Here is a 23622-nt window from a genome sequence, read left to right as displayed (position 1 = left end):
GGCTGACTCCTTACTTACTTTTGCGTTTTAGAGACTCTAAAACTGCAAATGGGTTAACGCGCTCTTCTTCTACGATTTCACCGAACGAGGTGTCAAACTCTTTAATGCCACAATCTTCCACCTCATGCATTGCAATCAGTGGTAAGTTGATGATCAATTCGTCTTCCACAAGCTGATGAAGGTTTATTTCACCTTCTTCATCCCGCTCAATAACGTCGTAAGCGCTAGGTAAATCGGTATCCTCTGCGCCAAAGCGCACAGGGGTGTATATAAACTCGGCTTTACAAGTATACTGAAATGCGTCTGAGCACCTCTGACACTCAAGCATAACGTCTACTTCAGCTGTTCCTTTTATAATCGGAAGCTTCTGCAGATCGAAATCGAAACTCAAGTTTGTTTCAATATCTTTGCAAATACCTTTAGTCGACTCTGCCAATCTACCCAAATTTGCCGCTGGGACTATCCCTTGGACATCCAACCGTTTTTGGGCAGCGCGAACAGGATCAACGCTAATTTGAATCTTCAGTCTTTGCATAAGGCGCGCATAATATAGATTCAGGGTATTAGAGTCAAAGGAAAAACCTATTTTTTCCGCTTTAACTCGCTTTATGTTACTCGCTTAAAATACAATAGCCTAAAACAGACCATGAGAATGAAACTAAAATGAACAAAAAAATAGTCTTAGCGTCCACTTCTCCTTACCGTAAAGCCCTATTGGAAAAGCTCCACCTTGACTTTACCACCGCCAAACCGCAGACCGATGAAACGCCGTTAGCCGGAGAATCGGCCGTTGAATTAGTTGAACGTTTAGCCATTGCAAAAGCCCAAGCCATTGCAACGCACACTCCCGGCGCATTAATCATCGGCTCAGATCAAGTTTGTATGAATGGCAATCAGATTTTAGGCAAGCCTGGCACATTAGAGAATGCGGCTGCGCAACTCAAGGCTGCCAGTGGCAAAAAAATAACCTTTTATACAGGCTTAGCCCTGATCAACAGCGATACAGGTAACATTAGCTCCTTAGTGGAACCCTATACGGTCCATTTTCGAGAACTCACGGATCAGATGATTGATAATTACATTCGGTTAGAGCAACCATTAGACTGTGCAGGCAGCTTTAAGAGTGAAGGCTTAGGCATAAGTTTGTTTAGCCGACTTGAAGGCAGAGACCCAAATAGTTTAATCGGCCTCCCCTTAATATCATTAATCGCGATGCTAGCCGAGCAAGGCGTTGATGTGATTTAAACAAGCTACCCCTAATCTACTTGAATATGCCTATTCCAGCCCCGTCAGAACCTCGGGGCTGAAAGTGGCTTACAATGAGATATTATGTGCGCTGTAACTGGTCTAAAACGTTAATCAGCTCTGGGCTCAAAGGCGCCGTTACCGACATGTCCTTCTCTAAGCCTGGATGATAAAAGTCCAATTCAGCGGCGTGCAAAAATAAGCGATGTAAACCTTGCTGTTTCATGGTTTTCGCAAAGACTTCATCACCATACTTGTCGTCCCCTGCGATAGGATGGCCATGACAAGCACTGTGCACCCTTATTTGGTGGGTTCGCCCCGTTACGGGACTCGCTTCAACTAAGGTACAGCCTTGATAGCGCTGCAAAATTTTAAAGCGCGTTTCACTGGCTTTACCCTCGGGGTGCACCTGAACAATGGATTGCTCAGCTTTTTTTAATAGCGGTTCACGCACTACTCTGATCGACTTTGGCCAAGCCCCTTGCACCAACGCCTGATAGCGTTTACGCATTGTCTTAGTTCTAAGCTGCTCATGCAGATGCCTTAATGCACTACGTTTTTTGGCAATCAGTAAACACCCAGACGTGTCTCTATCAATTCGGTGAACCAATTCTAAGAACCGACATTGTGGCCTTAATGCCCGTAACCCTTCGATTACGCCAAAACTGAGGCCGCTGCCGCCATGAACGGCTAACCCCGAGGGTTTATTAAGCACAATGAGCCATTCATCTTCATGTAGAATTTGTGATTCTAACGCGGCCACTTTATTTAGTTTTACCGAAGGCGGGGCATCGGGCTCCGCTAAGCGCAAAGGGGGAACGCGAACTTGATCACCCGATTGCAACTTGTATTCAGGTTTAACCCGCTTTTTGTTGACCCGAACTTCGCCTTTTCGCACGATTCGATAGACAAGGCTTTTCGGCACCCCTTTAAGGCGGGCGATTAAATAGTTGTCAATGCGCTGTCCTTGATATTCCTGATCAATATCGAGTAGCTGCACTTGTTTATATAATTCATTCATGGCCGCATTCTACCAGATGCGCAGCGTAATCAAATAAAAATTATGCCTTGCTATTGTTCCAAATAAAATGGGATAATCGGCAGGTTTTTCCCGCCAAAACGGTAAAAAGCAAAACACAATTAAGCAGACTGAACTAATTTTAAGTTGTAATAAAGCAGCTGCTAGTACGTTACATTCCGAGCAAAACAGAGCCTGCTAGGTAAATACGGTATAAAACCACCATAAAATAGTAAAAAGGTTTTATGCATGCCGAAACAGCGCCCCATGCATTCCAGCCGTGAGGCTGCATTCATGCTAACGACCCGGGGCCAAGCAGTCGCAGAATGTGGCGATTTAAGAACCGAATTTATATAGAGTAAAAAATGAAGAGAATGTTAATTAACGCAACTCAAGCAGAAGAGTTGCGCGTTGCCCTTGTTGATGGGCAAACCCTGTACGATCTGGATATTGAAAGCCCTGGACACGACCAAAAGAAAGCCAACATCTACAAAGGTAAAATCACTCGCATTGAACCCAGCCTAGAAGCCGCTTTTGTTGACTACGGTGCAGAGCGTCACGGTTTCCTCCCCCTCAAAGAAATTGCCAAAAATTACTTCCCCAAAGACTATTCTTTCAAAGGTCGCCCAAACATCCGTGAGGTGTTAAAAGAAAACCAAGAAGTCATCATCCAAGTTGACAAAGAAGAGCGTGGCAACAAGGGCGCAGCCCTGACGACCTTTATCAGTTTAGCAGGCTCGTACTTAGTGCTGATGCCAAATAACCCTCGCGCTGGAGGTATTTCCCGTCGTATCGAAGGTGATGAACGCACCCAACTTAAGGAAGCCCTTAGTAATATTTCATTGCCCGATGGCATGGGCTTGATTGTCCGCACCGCGGGGGTTGGCAAATCGGCAGAAGAACTTGAACACGATCTTAAAATGTTGATCAATCATTGGTCTCATATCACTGAGGAGGCCGATAAGCGCAACGCTCCATGTCTACTTCACCGTGAATCCAATGTCATCGTTCGCGCCATCCGTGACTACTTACGTCGTGATATTGGCGAGATCCTGATTGACCATGCCAAAACCTATGAATTAGCTAAACAGCACATTTCCATGGTTCGACCTGACTTCCTGAGCCGAGTAAAACTGTATCAGCTAGAGTCACCTATGTTCACCCACTACCAAGTCGAAAGCCAGATCCAGTCTGCTTTTCAACGTGAAGTTCGGTTACCTTCTGGCGGCTCAATTGTTATCGATCCAACCGAAGCCTTGACTTCAATCGACATCAACTCAGCGCGCTCAACACGCGGCGGTGATATCGAAGAAACGGCATTAAATACCAACCTTGAAGCAGCAGATGAAATTGCTCGTCAATTACGATTACGTGACCTTGGTGGCTTGGTTGTTATTGATTTTATCGACATGTCTCCAGTACGTCATCAACGTGAGGTTGAAAACCGCATGCGTGATGCCGTTCGCCAAGATCGTGCAAGAGTACAGCTAGGGCGTATCTCGCGTTTTGGTTTGATGGAAATGTCGCGTCAACGCTTGCGCCCTTCTCTAGGTGAGTCGGCCTCTCATGTCTGTCCGCGCTGTAACGGGCAAGGCACCATACGTGATAATGAATCATTAGCGCTGGCCATTTTGCGTTTGATTGAAGAAGAAGCCATCAAAGAAAATACGCAACAAATTCAAGCCATGGTGCCCGTTCCAGTAGCGGCGTACCTACTTAACGAAAAACGCCGAGCTGTAGCCAAAATAGAAAAACGCCACAATGTTGAAGCGTATATTATTCCTAATGAGAACTTACAGTCGCCGCATTTTGAAGTGTCTCGTTTACGAAAAAATGACGAAGTTGAAGCCATTGATTATGAGAGCTTAGAGCGCACGGCCGAGGTCTACCAGCCAGGTCAAATCACGAGCCAGCGCGCAACGGAAGAGCCTGCTGTGCATGGCTTTATCACCGAATCGACTCAAGGGGCACCGCAAGCGCCAACTCCCGTAGCAGCCGCTAAATCGCCTTCTTTACTCAGTCGATTCTTTGATGCTATTGGCCGTTTCTTTGCGCCAGCTTCAACGCCTGAGGCTCAAGAGCCTGCGCAGGAAGAAAAGCCAAAGAAAGCACGCCGTAACAATAAAGATAATCGCCGCCGTAACAACCGCCGTGGTGAAAATAGTGATCGTAATGGGCGCAGTAACGAGCGCAATGACCGAAATGAACGCAATGAGCGACCAAAACGTCGCACCAAAGCCAAAGCGGACAACCCAGATCAAGAAAACAAGTCAAACCAGGCTAAAGGTGAGCGTCAAGAAAAGCCAAACCGTAAACGCCAAGACAACAGCGACAACCACAACAAAGAGCAAGTCGTGGCTGAGCGCCGTCAACGCCGCAACTTACGTAAAAAAGTGCGCGTTAAACAAGATAACGCTGTGGACATAACCGCTGAAGATCAACAAGCCGCCTCTCAACCAGCTCAGGCTCAAAACAATGAGCAAAAAGTGGTGGAAAGCGCGCCTGTGGAAACAGCGGAGAAAAAGCCACGTCGTAAGCCTGCGAAGAAAAAACCGGTTGAACAAACGGTGGCCGAAACGACCTCAACGCAGGAGCCTGGAGCAGAAAGTAAACCCGAGACTTCACTTGCCAGTACCCATCAGGGCGAAGCGCCAGCTGCGAGCAAAAAGCAGCCTGACGCCGAGCAATCAAGCTCACAGACCCCAGCTCAACCCGAGCTAGAAGCGAAAACTGAGCTTGAAGCAGTAGATAAAGGTGAACCAACACCGGCAAACGAGCAGACCAAAGAGGCGAATGCCGAGCAGGAAGAAGATCAGAAACGCTCACGCCGTATGCCAAGACACTTACGTACGGGGAACTATCGTCGTAAGCGTTTTAGTGATCAACGTAATCAAGAATCCAAAGACGCTGAATCGTCTGCCCCACAGGCAAATGATGCCGTTACTTCTCGCTACCCTGAAGAAGCATCTTCTGATAGTAGTGAACAAGTGAAAGTGAACGAGGATAGCCAGCTAAATAGCGAACAAGCACCAGCGGCAAAAGCGCCTGCTGAAGTAATGGATAACCAAGCAAGTTCAGCTGCTGACGCCAAAACGCCTAACAGCTTGGATAATGCTGCACAAGACACACACGTGCAAGATGTCCCTTCGGCTAATCAAGCTAAGGAGATTGTTGTATCAGAGCCTGCCGTAATAACCACGGATGCACAGGACGTTGACGTGAACAGTTTACCGCAAGTGACCAAAAAGGATGACGCCCCGTCAAGCAATACAGCAAAAGTATTGGTACCAAAAGGCCACGCGACTGCAGCCATGACTAAGCCAAATTTTGCGCCGTCAAATGCGCCTAAGGTGCAAACAAAAATAGCCACTGAGCGTGCGTTGATCAGCAAATCGGCTAAACAAGCGGGTAGCTTACATGCCACCAGCAGTGCCAGTAGCGAGATGAGCAGACCAGCACAATCTTAATGTGTTAATTTGCCCAGAAATTAAAAGGACCGCCTTGGCGGTCTTTTTTCATGTGTAAGGCCGCTCGTTTTTGGTTATATCAATCGTGTTTATAACCCAATAGCAGCCAACTACGCGTCATCATGACCAGCATGGTTTAAATATGCTGTCGTTAATCAGCCAACTCAACTAGGCTGAAAAAATAGCCATTAAAGGAATAAGAAGTTAACTGATGTTTGAGTTTCCCAAATTTACCAAAGTCAGCGTCAAAAATGACGTTTTATCCGGCCTTACCGTGGCCCTCGCGTTAGTACCGGAAGCGGTGGCATTTGCCTTTGTCGCCGGCGTAGAGCCCATGATAGGCCTCTATGCCGCCTTCATGGTTGGCTTGATCACGGCCGTATTTGGTGGGCGACCGGGAATGATTTCTGGTGCCACTGGCGCCATGGCTGTGGTCATGGTCTCCCTCGTAGCCACACACGGTGTACAATATCTGTTTGCAGCCGTATTACTTACTGGCCTTATCCAAGTGTTAGCAGGCGTATTCCGCCTTGGTAAATTTATCCGAATCGTGCCCCACTCCGTGATGATAGGTTTCGTCAACGGCTTGGCCATCGTGATTTTTCTTGCCCAATTTGGTCAGTTTAAAGAAAAAGTGGGCGTTGATGAGCTGGGTAACAATCTATACCAATGGTTGCCAGCTGATCAGCTGACTATCATGGGCGGCCTGATTTTACTCACTATGGCAATCATTCACTTTTTACCTAAATTAACCACCGCGGTACCGTCATCCTTAGTCGCGATAGCGACGGTCACCCTGTTGGCTATCGGGCTCGATCTTGATACACGCAATGTACAAGATTACCTCGTCAACATGACAGGCGACATCAACGCAACCGTTCAAGGATCGCTGCCCAGCTTTGCCCTGCCTGAGGTGCCGCTGTCATGGGAAACCTTGCAGATAATATTGCCTTATTCACTTATTTTGGCCGCCGTTGGTTTAATCGAATCTTTACTTACACTTACCGTGATTGATGAAATGACAGAAAGCCACGGTAATAGTAATAAAGAATGTGTAGCTCAGGGCGTGGCTAATATGACCAACGGTGTGTTTGGTGGCATGGGCGGTTGTGCCATGATAGGTCAATCCATGATCAACATAAACTCAGGTGGCCGTGGCCGTTTATCTGGGATCACTGCGGCCCTTGGTTTACTCGCGTTTATTTTATTTGCTTCAAGTATCATCGAAGTGGTACCGCTGGCAGCCTTGGTTGGGGTTATGTTTATCGTGGTACTGGGCACGTTTGAATGGGCCTCGTTTAAGGTAATGCGTAAGGTGCCTAAACATGATGCCTTTGTTATTGTACTCGTGACCGTGGTAACCGTATTCACCGATTTAGCCGTGGCCGTATTTGTTGGTGTCATCGTGTCTGCGCTGGTGTTTGCTTGGCAACACGCTAAGCACATATATGCTGACAGTACCCAAGTTGATGAAGATCATAAAGTCTATCAACTCCATGGCCCTCTATTCTTTGGATCAGTAAGTCACTTTTTAGCCTTGTTCGATGTTAAAAATGATCCCAAAGACGTGATCATCGATTTTGCTGGTTCACGCGTGGTAGACCATTCGGCACTCGAAGCCATTGATACTTTGGCCGAACGCTACATAAACCAAGGTAAAACCCTGCACTTAAAGCATTTAAGCCCCGAGTGTCGTCAGCTGCTAACCAGAGCCGGCGATTTGGTTGAAGTGAACCTGATTGAGGACCCTAACTATAAAGTCATGACCGACAGCCTAGGCTAAGACGTCATTAGGGCCTGTTGACCTTTCGTGGTTAATTTTTGTTCGAGATAAAAGCGTTTTGGGCAAGGCGAGCGGTGTGTAGCTTAGCAATCTAAGTAAATACTGCTCAACGACGCGCAAAACGCTTTTAGCCGAATCCACAGGACAGCGTTTGTTGGTCATTTCTACTGCGTTAGCGCCTTTTCGCGTAGGTGACTATGCCACAAAGTCGCTTCCTTGTATAAATACCCAACAAATCGCTGCAAAAACAAGCTCCAAAGATCAACAGGCCCTACTACCCAATCAAGCCTGTCCAGGTTGATTGGGTATTGGGCACTTGTCTGCTGCTATCTAATAGTCACGCCAAGTGCCTTTGCTTATTTCGTCCCTTTCGCTTTTTGTTTGCGTTGATAAACAGTAAGTAACTTATCCAACTCATTAGCAAAGTTCATTTTATCACGATTGCCTAACGGCGCTGGCCCACCTGATTGCACCCCGCTCGCGCGCAGCGTATCCATAAAGTCACGCATGTTAAGTCGTTGACGTATGTTGTCTTTTGTCATCACCTCCCCCCTTGGACTTAACACATGTGCTCCTTTGCTAATGGCTTCATCAGCGAGAGGGATATCACTGGTGATCACGATATCCCCTGCATCACAGCGCTTTACAATCTCTTGATCCGCCACATCAAAGCCAGAGGAGACTTGAACACTATGTAGATACGCAGATGGAGGAACTGGGATCGACATATTGGCAATCAAGGTGGTATGTACACCGACTCGCTGCGCAGCACGAAACAGGATTTCCTTGATCACGACCGGACAAGCATCCGCATCAACCCAAATATTCATATTGGTTCCTTAGGGCCTATTGGCCTTTCGTGGTTAATTTTTGTTGGAGTGGGAGACACCTTGTCTAAAAGCGTTTTGGGCAAGGCGAGCAGTGTGTAGCTTAGCATTCTAAGTGAACACTGCTCAACGACGCACAAAACGCATTTAGCCGAATCCATAGGACAGCGTTTGTTGGGCATTTCTACTGCGTTAGCGCCTTTTCGCGTAGGATACTATGCCACAAAGCCACTGCCTGGTATAAATACCCAACAAATCGCTGCAAAAACAAGCTCAAAAGGTCAACAGGCCCTATTACACTCATTCCATGATCCGAGTAAAACCATAACATAAGGCAATTTTTGACTTGTTTTAATTGTTCTGAAATAGCTTTAGTTCACATTAAAACCAGTTGTAAATATATGTTTATAGGTCACAATAAAAATGCCATTTGATAACCACTTGATTGAGTTCACCGTTATGCCATTTCAACGTCCCTTATACATTCCCTTTGCGGGCCCTGCTTTATTGGAAACCTCACTGCTCAACAAAGGCAGTGCCTTCTCACAAGAGGAGCGCGACAGTTTTAATTTAACCGGTTTATTGCCCCATAATATTGAAACCATCGAGGAGCAAGCCGCACGATGTTATCAGCAATTTAGTTCATTCAAAACCGATCTAGACAAGCACATCTATTTGCGCAACATTCAAGATACCAATGAAACCCTATTTCATCGCTTGATCAATGATCATCTTGAAGAAATCATGCCTCTTATCTACACGCCAACCGTCGGCCAGGCTTGTCAAAAGTTTTCCAAGATCTATCGCCGTAAGCGGGGCTTATTTGTTTCTTACCCCGAGCGTGACAAAATTGATGACATGTTACAAAACGCCACCAAGCAAAATGTAAAAGTGATCGTGGTGACCGATGGTGAACGTATTTTAGGCCTTGGTGATCAAGGCATTGGCGGCATGGGGATCCCGATTGGTAAACTGGCTCTATACACTGCCTGTGGCGGCATCAGCCCTGCTTATTGTTTACCTATTGTACTCGATGTGGGCACCAACAATACCCAACTGCTTAACGATCCTATGTACATGGGTTGGCGTCATCCCCGCATTACTGGCGACCAATACGCAGAATTTGTTGAACAATTTATTCAGGCGGTCAAACGTCGCTGGCCAGAGGTGTTATTGCAATTTGAAGATTTCGCTCAAGCCAATGCCACTCCCCTGCTAAACAAGTATCGTCATCAACTGTGTTGCTTCAATGACGATATTCAAGGAACCGCCGCTGTCTCTGTGGGCACCTTGATCGCAGCTTGTCAAAATAAAGGGGAAAAATTAAGCCAACAAAAAATCGCGTTTTTAGGGGCTGGATCAGCCGGCTGCGGCATCGCGGAGCACATCATTAAACAAATGCAGCGTGAGGGCTTATCCGAACAACAAGCCAGACAACAAGTGTTTATGGTTGACCGATATGGTCTGCTCACTGACGATATGCCAAACTTACAGCCTTTTCAGCAAGCTTTAGTTCAACCTAAATCGGCTATCCACCGTTGGCCAACTCCTGCACCTATCGGCTTACAACAAGTTGTGGAACAGGCTAACATCACAGTGCTGATTGGGGTGAGCGGACAACCCGGCCTGTTTACCCAAGAGATCATCAATCAACTGTGCCACAATACTGCACAACCTATTGTATTGCCTCTTTCTAATCCAACCTCGCGCGTTGAGGGTGCACCAGCGGATATTATAAATTGGAGTCAAGGAAAAGCCATTGTCGCCACTGGCAGCCCGTTTGCACCGGTCAGTTTTAATGGTGAAACAATCGAGATTTCCCAGTGTAATAACAGTTACATTTTCCCGGGTATTGGCCTTGGCGTGCTTGCTGTTAGCGCTAAATCTATCAGCGACAATATGTTAATGGCGGCCAGCCAAGCCCTTGCGGATGCGGCGATGGAGTTTAAGTCTGAACAACACGGGCTGTTACCACCGCTATCACAGATCCAAGGTGTGAGTAAGCAAATCGCCAAGGCCGTGGCCATGCAAGCCATCGAAGATGGGCTCGCTTTACCCGTTGCAGAAGAAGTACTCGATCAGGAGCTTATCAGCCAATTTTGGCAACCTGTTTATCGTAAATACCGACGAACATCTTTCTAGCACCCTAAGTTTTGCCTTGGTGGCACTAAGATCAAGCCACCAAGGTTTACTCTACTATCGATTTGCTCAATACTTGGCAACACCTTTGCTAGCGAATACCTATCATTAAGCCTTAAGGTGATTAGCCCTTAACTTAGTTCCTCTAGCAGCGCATCACTGGCTCGCTCTATCAAATCAATGACATGATTAAAGCCACCCGTTCCACCGTAATAGGGATCGGGGATTTCATCTGTGTCTAAGGCGGCATAGCTGAGCAGTAACCTAATTTTGTTTTGATACTGTTGCGGCGCAATGGCTTTTAGGTCGCGTACATTTTGATTGTCCGCAGCTAAAATCAAGTCGAAATTAATAAAATCATCAGCCCGAACTTTACGCGAATAGATCCCCGTAAAATCGTACCCCCTTGCCTCTCCTGCGGCAATTGAGCGGCGGTCAGGAGCTTCACCTGCATGAGCCGCGATCGTACCCGCTGAATCCACCACAAGCTCCTGTCCTCTGGCCGCGGCTTTGTGTCTCAGCACTGCTTCAGCCGTCGGTGAGCGGCAAATGTTGCCTAAACACACAAGCAAAATTTTCATATCCATCTCTATTTTCTAGCTAAAAATATGGCCCACACGCTAATGAGCCATTTACAGCTTAATTAAACAAACCATCAAGGGGCAATTTTTTTAACAGCTCCTTAGTGCCTTCATCTTTGATTTTGTCATCGATTTGCTTATCGATTTTTTCCTTTAGTTTTTGTCCATGTTGCTGCATCTCTTGCTTCAACAAGGCCTCCATATCCAAGGCAAAATTAGGTTGTTGCCATGTGCCTGCTATTTTTAATGGCACGTTAAATCCTTTTAGTTCATCTTCTGACTTGCCGCCTTGCCCCTTCAGACTGCCCACTACGGCAACATTAAGGGAAAAATCTAAGGTTTCCTTGATTAAACTCGTTTGCCCTTTACCGGATATCCGTAGTGCCGGTGAATCCATGTCTAGGTCTTGGGTTTTAGCCACCCCATTAGCAACCTGAAAACTGCCGGTAAGGGCCGTGAAATCTGTTTTTTTCTCCACGACTTTATCAGGAGACTGCCCTTTCAGTTGCGCCTTAGCCTGTCGCACCATTTGCGCAATATTGATGCCATGTAAAGCGCCATCGCTAAATTTAAGCCCCGCGGTGCCAGCTAAACTTTGACGGATCTCGGCATCGGTTAACCCTCGACCTGTTAAATCCAGTTGCGCATTCATGCTGCCCGATAGCTTATCTAACTGCGCCATGGCCGTCAGCAGTGGCCTCACCTGCACGCCGGTTAAGGTTTGTTTGATTCTAAAACTAGGCTGTTTACCTTGGCCGTTCAGACTCAGCTGTCCCGTTAACTTGCCTTGGTATAATTGAGCTTGGATATCCGTTAACGATGCTTTGCCATTGCCAATATTCGCTGTCATCTTAACGTGTTCAATTAAGACCTGATCTAGGGTAACTTGAGCGGCACTTAGCTCACCTTTCACATCAACAGCCGCTAACCCACTCAAATCTGTGCTTGACTCAGGGGCGCTCGATACAGATGTTGACTCGCTATCATCTGAGGTCGATTTAGCCGCGCTTGCTTGCTGCGCCTGCCCTAACTGCCCTTGCAACTTGTTCAGATCAAGTTTTTCAGTGGCAAAATTAAAGCGTATAGATGGGACCTTGGCTTGCAAAAATGAAGCCTCACCCGTTATACGATGGGCAAGTGCGTCAAGTTCGATTTGCTTTATCTGCGCCTTTTTACTGCTCACCTGATAAACCACGTCGGCCGCTAACTGCACAACCTGATCCCCATTAGGCACCGCATCACCTGCCAGCTCAAATCTTGCTGATAGCCGATCTAACGAGAAGGTATTAAAATCTTGACTAAGCGTCAGGGCAAACTCAGTGTTGGCTCGGGCCACCAGTCCCTCCGCAATAAAATCGGCTGACAAACGAGTAGGTATAGCATTAGCCAGCGCTAAACCATCCAGGCTCACATTAATATTGGATACTTTTTGCTGTTTACCAGTTTGCTCATCGGTGATCTCGACTTGACCGTTTTCAATACTGATACCAGCAATACTGATGACATAATCGCTGGCTGGTTTAGATTTTGGCGAAGGCTCCGGCGATGGCTCAGAAGGCACATTTTCGGTATTGGCTTGTGCCGTCGCACCTTGTTTGGCCATGGTTTGGGTTAATTCATCTAGGTTGTTTTTACCGGCACTGTTGGTGATTAAGTTTAATGTTAACCCTGACAGCGTGACTTGCCCGATCTCAACCTTTCTATCAAACAAGGGTTTGACTGCTAAATCCATGCTAGCACTGGTAAATTCAACCAAATTTGCTTGACTATAACCACTTGGGTTGCGCAGCTCGGTTTTACCTAAGGTAAATCCCAAGCGAGGAAAAAACTGCCAGCTGAGATCACCCGATATCACCAACTCAGTACCCGTTTTAGCTTTTACCTGCTCTGCAACTAAGGCTTTGATCTTATCGGTGTCGATCATTGATGTGATCAAAACGAGGCCAATAATAGCCAATATCAGCAGCGCCACCCCAGCATATAATAGCTTTTTCATGATGATTCCTATGTGTCTTTCGCATGAATGCCTGCTCCCTTAACAGGGTCACCAACCAACACTATCGGGTAAAGGAGCAAGCCTAATTTTTTAAAAACTGACGAATTCGAGCCGTCAACACATCGATTGCGATGGTGTTTTTACCGCCTCTAGGAACAATAATATCAGCATATTGCTTTGATGGTTCAATGAATTGCAAAAACATAGGACGCACTGTGGCTTGATACTGTTGCAGTACAGATTCCATCGAGCGACCGCGCTCTTCAACGTCTCTTTTTAACCGACGCAATAAACAAATATCAAGGGGCGTATCCATAAATACGCTAGTGTGCATTAATTCACGAAGTTCAGGTACATTCAATAGCAAAATCCCTTCAAGAATGATGACCTTTTTCGGTTTAAACTCCGTGGTTTCATCCATACGGGTATGTTCGGTGTAAGAGTAGTTTGGCAACTGAACCACTTCACCAGCTTTTAGCGCTTTGAGGTGCTCGACTAAAAGCTCATGCTCCATGGCATTAGGGTGATCATAATTGGTCAATACCCGCTGCTCCATCGGTAAATGGCTCTGATCACGATAGTACCTGTCTTCTGAAATCACCCCGATTTCTTGCGAGCTAAAATCTTTTCGCAGTTTTCGATAAATAGATTGTGCAATTAAGCTTTTACCTGATGCCGATGCACCCGCTATGGCGATGATGACGGCTTCATTTTGAGATTGAGACATAGTGGCCTTGTTGTGATCATTTTTCAGTTGAAAATATTTCTAATATTATAGGTAGCTAGATATTTCATCAGCAAGTCAAGAATATATGTAGCGCTTAATCTACTGCCATCACAGGAATACTTTGCAGCCCAAGCTGACCTGTCTGATACAGATTTATCGCCACTTGCTCGGCAAGATCTCGATACGCTAGGGTCAACGCCGAATCAGGTCGCGCCACCACAGTTGGTGTACCTTGGTCGGTGTCTTGGCAAAAATGGCGATGCAGTGGCAGCTGAGCAAGCAAAGGTGCCTCGTATTGCTCGGCCAATTCAGCAGCGCCACCATGGCTAAAGATGGCTTCTTGATGACCGCATTCACTGCACACGTGCATACTCATGTTTTCCACCACGCCCACCACGGGCACGTTCACCTTACGAAACATATTGATGCCTTTGCTGGCATCGGCTAAGGCCACATTTTGCGGTGTGGTAACAATCAAGGCCGAGGTGACAGGCACTTGTTGTGCCAGCGTTAATTGAATATCCCCTGTCCCCGGCGGCATGTCCACCACCAAATAATCAAGTTCGCCCCAACGTGTCTCACGGATAATTTGAGCCAGCGCTTTGCTGGCCATGGGGCCGCGCCAAACGGTCGCGTCATCTTTAGGCACCAAAAAACCGATGCTATTGGCCACTAAACCATGAGCGGAAATCGGGGTCATGGTCTTGCCATCAATACTTTGTGGGCGCGTATCTTGTTGTCCCAGCATTAATGGCACCGAAGGCCCATAGATATCGGCATCTAGCATGCCTATCTTGGCTCCATTTTTAGCCAGCGCTAACGCCAAATTCACCGCCACGGTAGACTTGCCCACACCGCCTTTTCCTGAAGCCACCACTAATACATTTTTTACCCCAGTTATGGTTTGCGCCTGCTTTGCCGCCATTGTCGCCACTTGGGTATTGACGCTGAGGGTTAAGCCCAACATGGCCAATTTGACTTGGCACTTTTGTTTTAACTTAGCCAACCAACTAGGGGCATAAAAGGGCAAATGCAAAAGAAGCGCGTTCTGTTGACAGCTAATGGCGCTGCGCTCAACTAAAGTGTTAATCACCCCTGTGGTTTCGGCGGCGGCAAGGATGGCGATAGCTTTGTCTAATTTAGTCATCTCAACATTTACCTGTTGTTTTCTTTTGTTCGTATCCATGCTCATTACCTAACTGAAATTTTGCGCCAGTGTAGCAAAATTCTGGCTATTTTCATGTCACCACTGGGATTTACAGGCGCTATTAGGTAACATTCGCCCCAGAATTATCATTGTTAAAAAGAACTGGAAAATATGGCCAATCAAGCTCGCAAAATTTTAGTCACCTGCGCCTTGCCTTATGCAAACGGCTCCATTCACCTCGGTCACATGCTAGAGCATATCCAAGCGGATGTTTGGGTACGTTACCAACGAATGCGTGATAACAAAGTGCACTTTATTTGCGCCGATGATGCCCATGGCACCCCAGTAATGCTAAAGGCGCAAGAGCTAGGTATTGAGCCAGAAGCCATGATTGCGCAAGTAAGCGAAGATCACCAACGTGATTTCGCAGGCTTTAACATCAGTTTTGATAACTATCACAGTACGCACAGTGAAGAGAACCGTGAATTATCGGCTTACATTTACCAGCAGCTAAAAAGTAAAGGCTACATCAGCAGCCGCACTATTTCACAGCTATTCGATCCTGAAAAAGAAATGTTCCTGCCTGAGCGTTTTGTTCGGGGTACTTGTCCTAAATGTAAAGCGCCAGATCAATACGGCGACAACTGTGATTCATGTGGCGCGACCTATGGTTCGACCGAGTTGATCGACCCTCGCTCGACCGTATCGGGTGCCACACCTGTTATGAAGGACACCGAGCACTTTTTCTTCGACTTACCCCAATTTACCGAAATGCTACAAACTTGGGTGCGCTCTGATGCGGTGCAAGACGAAGTAGCCAATAAATTAGAAGAATGGTTTGAAACGGGCCTTAAGCAATGGGATATCACCCGAGATGCGCCATATTTCGGTTTTGAAATTCCCGGCGAAGCAGGCAAATTCTTCTACGTATGGCTAGATGCGCCTATTGGTTACATGGGCTCCTTTAAAAACCTGTGTGATCGTACGCCGGGCCTTAACTTTGATGAATACTGGGGCACCAAGAGCGATGCCGAGTTATATCACTTTATCGGTAAAGACATCGTAAACTTCCACTGTCTGTTTTGGCCGGGCATGTTAGAGGGCGCAGGCTTTAGAAAACCAACCGCAGTGAACGTTCATGGCTATGTGACCGTTAACGGCGAAAAAATGTCTAAATCGAAAGGCACCTTTATTAACGCCGCCACTTATCTGAAATACCTTGAGCCTGAATGTTTGCGTTATTACTACACAGCTAAATTATCAAGCCGCGTCGATGATTTAGACCTTAACCTTGATGATTTTGTCCAACGTGTTAACGCTGATGTGGTAAACAAACTGGTTAACCTAGCCTCTCGTAACGCGGGCTTTATCAGCAAGAAGTTCGACGGCATGTTGGCCGAAGAGTTTGCTGAGCCTGAGCTATATCAGCAATTTACAGATAAGGCTGACACCATCGCCAACGCCTACGAAACCCGTGAGTTTGGTAAAGCAATACGTGAAATTATGGCATTAGCAGACGTCGCCAACCGCTATGTTGATGAAAAAGCCCCATGGGTACTGGCAAAACAAGAAGGCGCGGAGCAACAAGTACAATCAGTTTGCTCGGTGGGCATCAACTTGTTCCGTATTTTGATGGGTTACCTCAAACCGGTTATGCCACAATTAGCCGAACGTGCCGAAGGTTTTTTAAACGAAACGTTAACGTGGGATGGTATTCAAACACCGTTAACTGGCCATCAAATTGCTAAGTTTAAGGCACTATTCCAACGCGTTGATCCAAAACAAGTTGAAGCCATGATTGCCGAAGAAAAGGCCAGCTTTGAAGCGGCAAACAAAGCAAAACAATCGGCACAAGCCAAAGCAGAAAAAGCAAGCCAATCTGAGCTGGACAAAGAGCCGATTGCCGAGCAAATAAGCTTTGATGATTTTGCTAAGGTGGATTTACGGGTTGCTAAAATTGTCAAAGCAGAGGCCATCAAAGAAGCCAAAAAGCTGCTTAAACTCACCTTAGATCTAGGCGGAGAGACACGCCAAGTGTTTGCTGGTATTAAATCCGCCTACGAGCCAGAACAACTCGAAGGTAAATTAACGGTGATGGTTGCCAACTTAGCACCGAGAAAGATGAAATTTGGCATGTCTGAAGGCATGGTGCTAGCAGCAGGGCCAGGAGGAGAAGAAATCTACATCCTTAATCCCGACCAAGGTGCTGTACCCGGCATGCGTATTATGTAACAACATAAGCGTTAACCTTGCTAGAACGACGAACAAGCCAGCTCATGCTGGCTTGATTAGTCTGAGGTAAACGAAATGAGATGTTTTACCGGTATTTCTTTGGCAACAAGATGCTCTACTTGAGCTGTTTTCGGCCCGTGCTCAAGCCAAGCCAATAAACTTTTTATTGCTTCAGGCTCACCATAAGCTTCCACCTCTACATCACCCGATGTCAAGTTACGAACATGGCCCACCACGCCTAAGCGTTCTGCCTCTCGCACAGTAAAAAAACGAAAACCCACGTCTTGTACCACACCCGAGACCAACACATGCACACCGATTTTAGTCATACACCCTCCTCTTTTGTTTTAGTTTATGCAATTAACGCGGTAATTTCCTGCACCTTGAACACAGTTTATTGCCAATTTGCCTATTAAAAAGGTTAGCCAAGTCGTAAAATTGGGCAAATTTTTTCGAGGCCATCTCATGTCATTAACAATTACCCTTGCCAAGGGCAAAGAAAAGTCCCTCAAACGCCGTCATCCATGGGTGTTTTCTGGTGCCATCAAATCCACTCAAGGAAAAGCGGAAACCGGCGCAACCGTAGATATCCTTGACGCAAACGGCAACTGGCTCGCCAAAGCGGCTTGGTCTAATCATTCCCAGATCCGTGCTCGTGTGTGGAGTTTTGATCCGGACCAAGCCATCGATGTGAAATTTTTCATCGACAAGATCAGCCAAGCTCAGCAGCTTCGTGACGAATTAATTGAGCGCCAAAACCTAACCGGTTATCGGTTAGTGGCGGGTGAAGCTGATAACTTACCTGGGATCACCATCGACCGTTACAATCACGTCATGGTGTGCCAACTGCTATCGGCTGGCGCCGAGTACCAAAAAGAGAATATCGTAAAAGCGCTGCAAGCCCTTTATCCTGACTGTGCTATCTATGAGCGCTCAGATGTCGCTGTGCGTAAAAAAGAAGGGCTGCCTCTAAGCCAAGGCTTATTGGCCGGAGAGTTACCCACAGACGATATCGTGATCAGCGAAAACAATGGCGTCAAGATCAAGGTTGATGTGGTGAATGGCCACAAAACCGGTTTTTATTTAGACCAAAGAGACAATCGCGCCATTGCCGCAAAATACGTCAAAGATAAAAGCGTGCTTAACTGTTTTTGCTACACCGGCACCTTTGGTGTCTATGCCCTAAAAGGCGGTGCTAAACAGGTACAAAATGTGGATGTGTCTGATATGGCATTGGCCACAGCAAAGGAAAACGCCGAACTCAATAACTTAGATTTGACTAAGGCCGAATTCATCAACGAAGACGTGTTTGCCTTACTGCGTAGGTACCGGGATCAACAAGTTAAATTTGATACCATTATCTTAGATCCACCTAAGTTTGCAGAAAACAAATCACAAGTCGTCAAGGCATGCCGCGGTTACAAAGACATCAATATGATTGCCATGCAATTACTCAACCCAGGTGGAACCCTACTGACTTTCTCTTGTTCGGGATTAATTTCAAGTGAACTGTTTCAAAAGGTCATTGCTGATGCCGCCGTCGATGCCGACAAAGACGCTTACATCGTCGAGCGTTTATCTCAAGCCGGAGACCACCCTATCAAAACGAATTACCCCGAGGGGTTCTACCTGAAAGGTTTAGTCGTTAAGGTCTATTAAGCCAATCCATTAAGGCCCAACATGGGCCTTAATTCGTTTCACGCGGTAATGTTTTCGCACCGGTCAGCTTTAAGATCCATAATGAAACGAAAAACACACCAATAAACCCTAGCGCAAAAATAACCGGCATGACGCCATAACCCAATATATGCCAAATGATGGACTCTAATGTGCTCATTGCCACTCTCCTAATCTTGTGCAATTCTCAGTATATGCAGGCGACACGAGAAAAGCTTGTAGTAAGTCAAACTAACTGGCAAACATCCCTAAAGAGGTAGAAGGTTTTGTATGACAATCAAGGGCTAATAGGTCATGTAAAAAGGAATAAGTCATGTTAGACAAATGGGCACTGAAGTGTCTGTCAAAGCCGAGCCAGTGGAGTGCCAGACAACTGGCAAAAACGCCATTAAGCGCCAATCAAGTCACTCTGTTTGGCTTTGGCTGTGGACTGGGGGCCGCTATTTTGGTCGCCTTTAACCAGTATCAGGGCGCCTTAGCGCTGTTATTAATTAATCGCCTTTGTGACGGCTTAGACGGCGCCCTCGCACGGGTAAAAGGCAGCACAAGTGCAGGAGCTTACCTGGACATTTGTTGTGATTTTATTTTCTACTCAGCCATGGTAGTGGGATTTGCATTTTCAGCGCCAGAGCAAAATGCCTTGATTAGCTGCGTATTAATCTTAAGTTTTATGACCACGGGCTCCACTTTTTTGGCCTTTGCTATTTTGGCGGAAAAACATCAGTTAACCAAGCTTCACTACCCAAATAAAGGCTTTTACTATTTAGGGGGCATCACCGAAGGCACCGAAACCATTGCCTTTTTAGTGTTATGTTGCTTATTTCCCGACGCGTTTTACCTTCTTGCTGCTATTTTCGCCAGCTTATGCTTTATAACCGGGCTAATTCGCCTGTATTCAGGCTACCTGACATTAAAACCCTTGGCGAACATTGGCGACTAAACGAGCCATGCCAACCCTAGCTGACGATAAGCGCCAAAGCAGGCATGAGCTTGATCACTTTTTCCGTCACGCTATCCGTTAGCCAAGTCACAGATAGCAACACGAAACAAGGCCCAGTTAACGGTTTTATTACCGAAAAATTGATTTAACGCAACTTGAGCATTAATCTGCTTTAAAGCGTTCCATGTTAATAACAATAAAAAGTATGGGCTCTTGTTGTTATCATGCCTAATTCAATGGCTGTGATAGTGAGTTAAACGCCATCTACACCGCAAACTGCAACGCAACTTTTGGCTCCTTACCCAAAAATCGCGTTGCATTTTTTTATCTCTATTTCACCTCATTCAGCGAACTTAAACGTTCAATGGCAAGCTTTTTCACCTGATTAAAATCGGTCTTACCCGAGCCTAATTTCGGAATACTCTCAACCTGCAACCATAATGACGGCATCATCAAAGGGTTGATAGCTGCACTTCGTAACTTGGCTTTTAGGCCATCCAGATCCCAATCACCTTGATACAAGATAGCGACTTTTTCCCCTTTTTTCGCGTCAGGAATAGCAACCGCAACATAGGCAGGCTCCTCGACGTCAAGATGAGGGGCGACCCCTTGCTCAACTGCACTCAAACTGACCATTTCGCCGCCTAATTTAGCGAAACGGGAGTAGCGATCGATGATGGTTAAAAAGCCGTCTTTATCTAATTGTCCTTTATCGCCCGTAACATACCAACGAACGCCGTCAATGTGTTTTATCACTTCGGCTGTTTTGTCCGGATTAGCTAAATAACCTAACATTACCTGAGCCCCACCAATCAGCACCATGCCCGCCTGCTCCGTTTCTAGCTCCTCAAAGGTAACCGGATCAACCACCTTAAAACTGGTGCCAGGCAAAGGCATGCCCACCGTCCCTAATTTGCCACCTAATTGCACCTGCCACCATTGGGTATCAAGTTGATCAGGCAAATTAACACTCGCCACTGGCGTCGTCTCCGTGGTGCCATAGCCTTCCAAAAGCTGTAACTTAAATTTCGCCTCAAAGCTTTGTCTTACTTCGCTACTGAGTCGCTCGGCGCCAGCCACCACGATGCGAAGTGAGCTAAACATCAACGGATGGACTTTTTTACTGCGAGTATACATACTCAAAAAGGTGGAAGTACCAAACATGATGGTCGCTCTGTGTTTTGCAACGGCTTTTCCCACCCCGACGGCATCAGTAGGATCGCTGTGACACACTAAAGGTAGCCCTTCAATCAAAGGCATAAATTGTGTGACGGTTAGACCAAATGCATGGAACAAAGGTAATGAAGCCATAACCACATCGGTGTCTTGTGTGTTCAGTACCTCTGCAATCTGCTTTAAGTTGGCCATGATATTTTGATGACTGAGCATCACACCCTTAGGTTGACCTTCGCTGCCACTTGAAAACATGATCGCAGCGGTATCTTGCGCTGAGGTATTTACACAAACCCACCTACGTAGGAGCCACTTGGGTAACCATTTAACCAAGGTTAAAGTGGCCATTTTTTCACGTTTTGAAATACCTCGACTCATGTCCTCAAGGAGAATAACTTGGCAAGGGGCTAACACGTCACTGATGCTAATACCACGCTGCTCTAGCTTCTTCAAAAACCGCTTAGAAGTATAAACCGTATCAATCTCGGCTTGTTCTAAAGCCGCTTTAAGCGCTTCTTTGCTACTGGTGTAATTTAGATTAACAATGCACTTGCCTGCCAATAAGGTGGCCATATTGACCAGCACACCCGGTGCACTGGTTGGCATCAACACCCCCACATTGGCACCCTTAACCTGTTTGCGGATCCGCCGAGACATGCAAACAGCGCCAGTTAGCGCCCGATAGGCCGATAGTTCACCACTCAAAGCATCGTTCATAATGGTTTGATTGCCTATGCGTTTAACCGTATTGACCCAAGCATGACTTAAACTAGGCAGGGTGTCGGCATAGCTTTGCCATGAGCTAATTGACAGGTCAAACACACGACGTTTGACTAAATCAGCTGAGGTCGATTTTGCTAAGGTTGGGCCAAATGCCACAATCAACTCGCGCGAGATCCCCTGATTCGATGTTTTCTTAAGATGATCGGAGGACCGGCTAAATTCGCTGCCCCACAAACCTCTTAAATAAAATGGCACTATCTTAACGTCCGTTTCACAACTTGCGCATGCCTTTTCAAACCCTCGCCTAAATTCTGCCAAATGGCCAGTGCGACTAATCGTCCCCTCAGGAAATAGCGCGACGGTTTCACCGGCATCCAATAACTGCGCAATGATATTTAATGACTTGACACTCGACGCCCCTGATTCAATGGGCACACAGCCGACTAAATCGAAAAACCATTTTAAATACCACCGTTGATAAATCGCTTTAAGCATGACAAAGCGGATCGGCCGCGGGCAGGCAATTTGCAATATGGCCCAGTCAATCCAGCTAATATGGTTGCCCAGTAGCAACACCCCGCCTTCACCCGGAATATTCTTCATGCCTTGCACCGAGATATTGTAGCGTTGTGACAACACCCAGCGCACCAAGATACGCAGCAAACTTTGTGGTAATTTAAAGATGGTATAGAGACCGCCAATCACCGCAACTACAGCGGTGAATCCCAACAGAAAACGACTGTCTAAGCCATACACCGCCGCCAAAGCCGTGATCAACAAAAAGCTGGCCATGGCCACATTCTGTACCCAGTTATTGACCGCTAAGATCTTACCCATCTCATGCTCACCCGCATGAAATTGGATCAACGCGTTTAAGGGGACAATAAAGATACCGCCCATGGTGCCGACCACCAGAAAACACAGCGCTTGGCTCAACGAGGACGACATTTGTGGCAATAGCCACAAGGATAGCGCTATACCAATAGCCCCTAGCGGCACTAAGCCCGTTTCGATATGGGCTTTAGACCAACGCCCAGCTAACCATGAGCCCAGCGCAATGCCTAACCCTGTTGTGGCGATGGTACCTTGGATCACTAAGGTATTGGTAACATCAAAATAGGCTTTGGCATAAGCCGGAAATGCCGCTAGCAGCATTTGGCCTATAGCCCAAAACATCGCTAGGCCAATAATGGAGAGCCTGATCACCTTACGCGACTTTAATGGCTCAAGGCTGGCTTTCATTAACCGCCCCGTGCGGTAGGCTGCCCAATCAAAATCTTGCTTATTATTGTCTTTTTCAAGCTCAGGTAATCGATACACCATGACTAACTCAATCAATGAATTGGCAATTAGGATCCAGCCCAAAGGCGCAATGAGTAGTAAGATGTCTGCGGGCGTGGTCGCTTGCTCTTGATAAAACGTCTCAAACAACAGGGAATACACTAAGGTACCGGCCAAAATGGCAACGATGGATACGGCTTGCACAATACCATTGGCATGTGCCAATTGCTCTTTACCAAACAAGGGCTTAATGTAGCCAAACTTGGCTGGAGAATACAAAGCAGATTGCACCGCGAGTAGGAAGGTCATGGCAAATGCGGGCCAAAATAAGCCGAGGTAATAACAGGCTGTAATGGCAACCGTTAAAAATACAGCGGCCCACGCCGCCCCTTTCATCACTCTGTTTTTCGGATAGCGGTCCGATAAGAAGCCAGCGGGTGACAAAAGTAAGATAAAAGGAAGCAAGATCAGTGCATTCACTATCGCTGTCAGGATAATTTGCTGCTGGCCATCGTATACCTTGAAAACCGTATTTTGAATGATGATTTTATGCCCTAAATCCACGAATGAATTGAGAAAAACTGCCAGAAGATAAGGCAAAGCTCCAGCGTAGCGCCATATTTGTTTCATATCTCACCCTTTTACTAAGGCTTGCAACCAAGTGGT

General features: G+C 46.5%; 17 protein-coding genes. 7 read left to right on the top strand and 10 right to left on the bottom strand.

The features are described 5' to 3' along the window. Positions 1 to 10: 10 nt before the first annotated feature. Positions 11 to 535 (bottom strand): 23S rRNA accumulation protein YceD, encoded by a 525-nt coding sequence (yceD, locus tag K6Y21_RS02410; protein WP_233070089.1) that lies wholly within the window; start codon positions 533 to 535, stop codon positions 11 to 13. A 128-nt stretch (positions 536 to 663) separates the two neighbouring features. On the opposite strand from yceD, the gene K6Y21_RS02405 reads away from it, so the two are divergent. Next, on the top strand, positions 664 to 1245 hold the full coding sequence (locus K6Y21_RS02405) for a Maf family protein (RefSeq protein ID WP_233070088.1): 582 nt from the start codon (positions 664 to 666) through the stop codon (positions 1243 to 1245). An 82-nt stretch (positions 1246 to 1327) separates the two neighbouring features. Here K6Y21_RS02405 and rluC read toward each other — a convergent pair whose 3' ends face one another. After that, positions 1328 to 2266: a 23S rRNA pseudouridine(955/2504/2580) synthase RluC gene (gene rluC, locus K6Y21_RS02400; RefSeq protein ID WP_233070087.1), complete on the bottom strand. Its 939-nt coding sequence runs from the start codon at positions 2264 to 2266 to the stop codon at positions 1328 to 1330. A gap of 362 nt (positions 2267 to 2628) precedes the next feature. On the opposite strand from rluC, the gene rne reads away from it, so the two are divergent. Next, on the top strand, positions 2629 to 5730 hold the full coding sequence (gene rne / locus K6Y21_RS02395) for a ribonuclease E (RefSeq protein WP_233070086.1): 3102 nt from the start codon (positions 2629 to 2631) through the stop codon (positions 5728 to 5730). Between the two features lie 211 nt (positions 5731 to 5941). Beyond that, positions 5942 to 7513: a SulP family inorganic anion transporter gene (locus K6Y21_RS02390; RefSeq protein ID WP_233070085.1), complete on the top strand. Its 1572-nt coding sequence runs from the start codon at positions 5942 to 5944 to the stop codon at positions 7511 to 7513. 356 nt (positions 7514 to 7869) lie between these two features. Here K6Y21_RS02390 and K6Y21_RS02380 read toward each other — a convergent pair whose 3' ends face one another. Then, the gene (locus K6Y21_RS02380; RefSeq protein WP_233070084.1) at positions 7870 to 8343 is read right to left on the bottom strand and encodes a YaiI/YqxD family protein; all 474 of its coding nucleotides are present in this window, start codon (positions 8341 to 8343) and stop codon (positions 7870 to 7872) included. Positions 8344 to 8799: 456 nt separating this feature from the next. On the opposite strand from K6Y21_RS02380, the gene K6Y21_RS02370 reads away from it, so the two are divergent. Then, the gene (locus tag K6Y21_RS02370) at positions 8800 to 10482 is read left to right on the top strand and encodes an NAD-dependent malic enzyme (RefSeq protein ID WP_432757972.1); all 1683 of its coding nucleotides are present in this window, start codon (positions 8800 to 8802) and stop codon (positions 10480 to 10482) included. A 128-nt stretch (positions 10483 to 10610) separates the two neighbouring features. Here the strand turns inward: K6Y21_RS02370 and K6Y21_RS02365 are convergent, their stop codons facing one another. The 4 genes from K6Y21_RS02365 to apbC all read right to left on the bottom strand — a co-directional run bounded on the left by K6Y21_RS02365 (position 10611) and on the right by apbC (position 14969). Then, positions 10611 to 11060, bottom strand: coding sequence for a low molecular weight protein-tyrosine-phosphatase (locus K6Y21_RS02365; RefSeq protein ID WP_233070082.1), 450 nt, complete (start codon positions 11058 to 11060; stop codon positions 10611 to 10613). A gap of 58 nt (positions 11061 to 11118) precedes the next feature. Further along, a complete protein-coding gene (locus K6Y21_RS02360; protein ID WP_233070081.1) occupies positions 11119 to 13056 on the bottom strand; it encodes an AsmA family protein in 1938 nt (645 codons plus the stop codon). 82 nt (positions 13057 to 13138) lie between these two features. After that, positions 13139 to 13783 (bottom strand): uridine kinase, encoded by a 645-nt coding sequence (gene udk, locus K6Y21_RS02355; RefSeq protein ID WP_233070080.1) that lies wholly within the window; start codon positions 13781 to 13783, stop codon positions 13139 to 13141. Positions 13784 to 13877: 94 nt separating this feature from the next. Beyond that, positions 13878 to 14969 (bottom strand): iron-sulfur cluster carrier protein ApbC, encoded by a 1092-nt coding sequence (gene apbC, locus K6Y21_RS02350; RefSeq protein ID WP_233070079.1) that lies wholly within the window; start codon positions 14967 to 14969, stop codon positions 13878 to 13880. A 132-nt stretch (positions 14970 to 15101) separates the two neighbouring features. On the opposite strand from apbC, the gene metG reads away from it, so the two are divergent. Next, positions 15102 to 17162 carry a methionine--tRNA ligase gene (gene metG, locus K6Y21_RS02345; protein WP_233070078.1) on the top strand — a complete coding sequence of 687 codons (2061 nt, stop codon included), beginning with the start codon at positions 15102 to 15104 and terminating at the stop codon, positions 17160 to 17162. Between the two features lie 56 nt (positions 17163 to 17218). On the opposite strand, the gene K6Y21_RS02340 is transcribed toward metG, so the two are convergent. Next, on the bottom strand, positions 17219 to 17491 hold the full coding sequence (locus K6Y21_RS02340) for an acylphosphatase (protein ID WP_233070077.1): 273 nt from the start codon (positions 17489 to 17491) through the stop codon (positions 17219 to 17221). A gap of 136 nt (positions 17492 to 17627) precedes the next feature. On the opposite strand from K6Y21_RS02340, the gene K6Y21_RS02335 reads away from it, so the two are divergent. After that, entirely contained in the window at positions 17628 to 18821 is a 1194-nt protein-coding gene (locus K6Y21_RS02335; RefSeq protein WP_233070076.1) for a class I SAM-dependent methyltransferase, read from the top strand. A 28-nt stretch (positions 18822 to 18849) separates the two neighbouring features. Here the strand turns inward: K6Y21_RS02335 and K6Y21_RS02330 are convergent, their stop codons facing one another. Beyond that, on the bottom strand, positions 18850 to 18999 hold the full coding sequence (locus K6Y21_RS02330; RefSeq protein WP_233070075.1) for a TIGR02808 family protein: 150 nt from the start codon (positions 18997 to 18999) through the stop codon (positions 18850 to 18852). Between the two features lie 153 nt (positions 19000 to 19152). Between K6Y21_RS02330 and K6Y21_RS02325 the strand changes: the two genes are divergently transcribed. Next, positions 19153 to 19779 (top strand): CDP-alcohol phosphatidyltransferase family protein, encoded by a 627-nt coding sequence (locus K6Y21_RS02325; RefSeq protein WP_233070074.1) that lies wholly within the window; start codon positions 19153 to 19155, stop codon positions 19777 to 19779. A gap of 330 nt (positions 19780 to 20109) precedes the next feature. On the opposite strand, the gene K6Y21_RS02320 is transcribed toward K6Y21_RS02325, so the two are convergent. Continuing rightward, positions 20110 to 23586 (bottom strand): acyl-[ACP]--phospholipid O-acyltransferase, encoded by a 3477-nt coding sequence (locus K6Y21_RS02320; RefSeq protein ID WP_233070073.1) that lies wholly within the window; start codon positions 23584 to 23586, stop codon positions 20110 to 20112. Between the last annotated feature and the right edge of the window lie 36 nt (positions 23587 to 23622).

Origin of the sequence: Motilimonas eburnea, assembly GCF_021295345.1 — a bacterium.
GTDB classification, from domain to species: domain Bacteria; phylum Pseudomonadota; class Gammaproteobacteria; order Enterobacterales; family CBDFNC01; genus Motilimonas; species Motilimonas eburnea.
The sequence above is the reverse complement of the archived record's forward strand: the minus strand, read 5'-3'. Positions and strand labels throughout refer to the sequence as shown.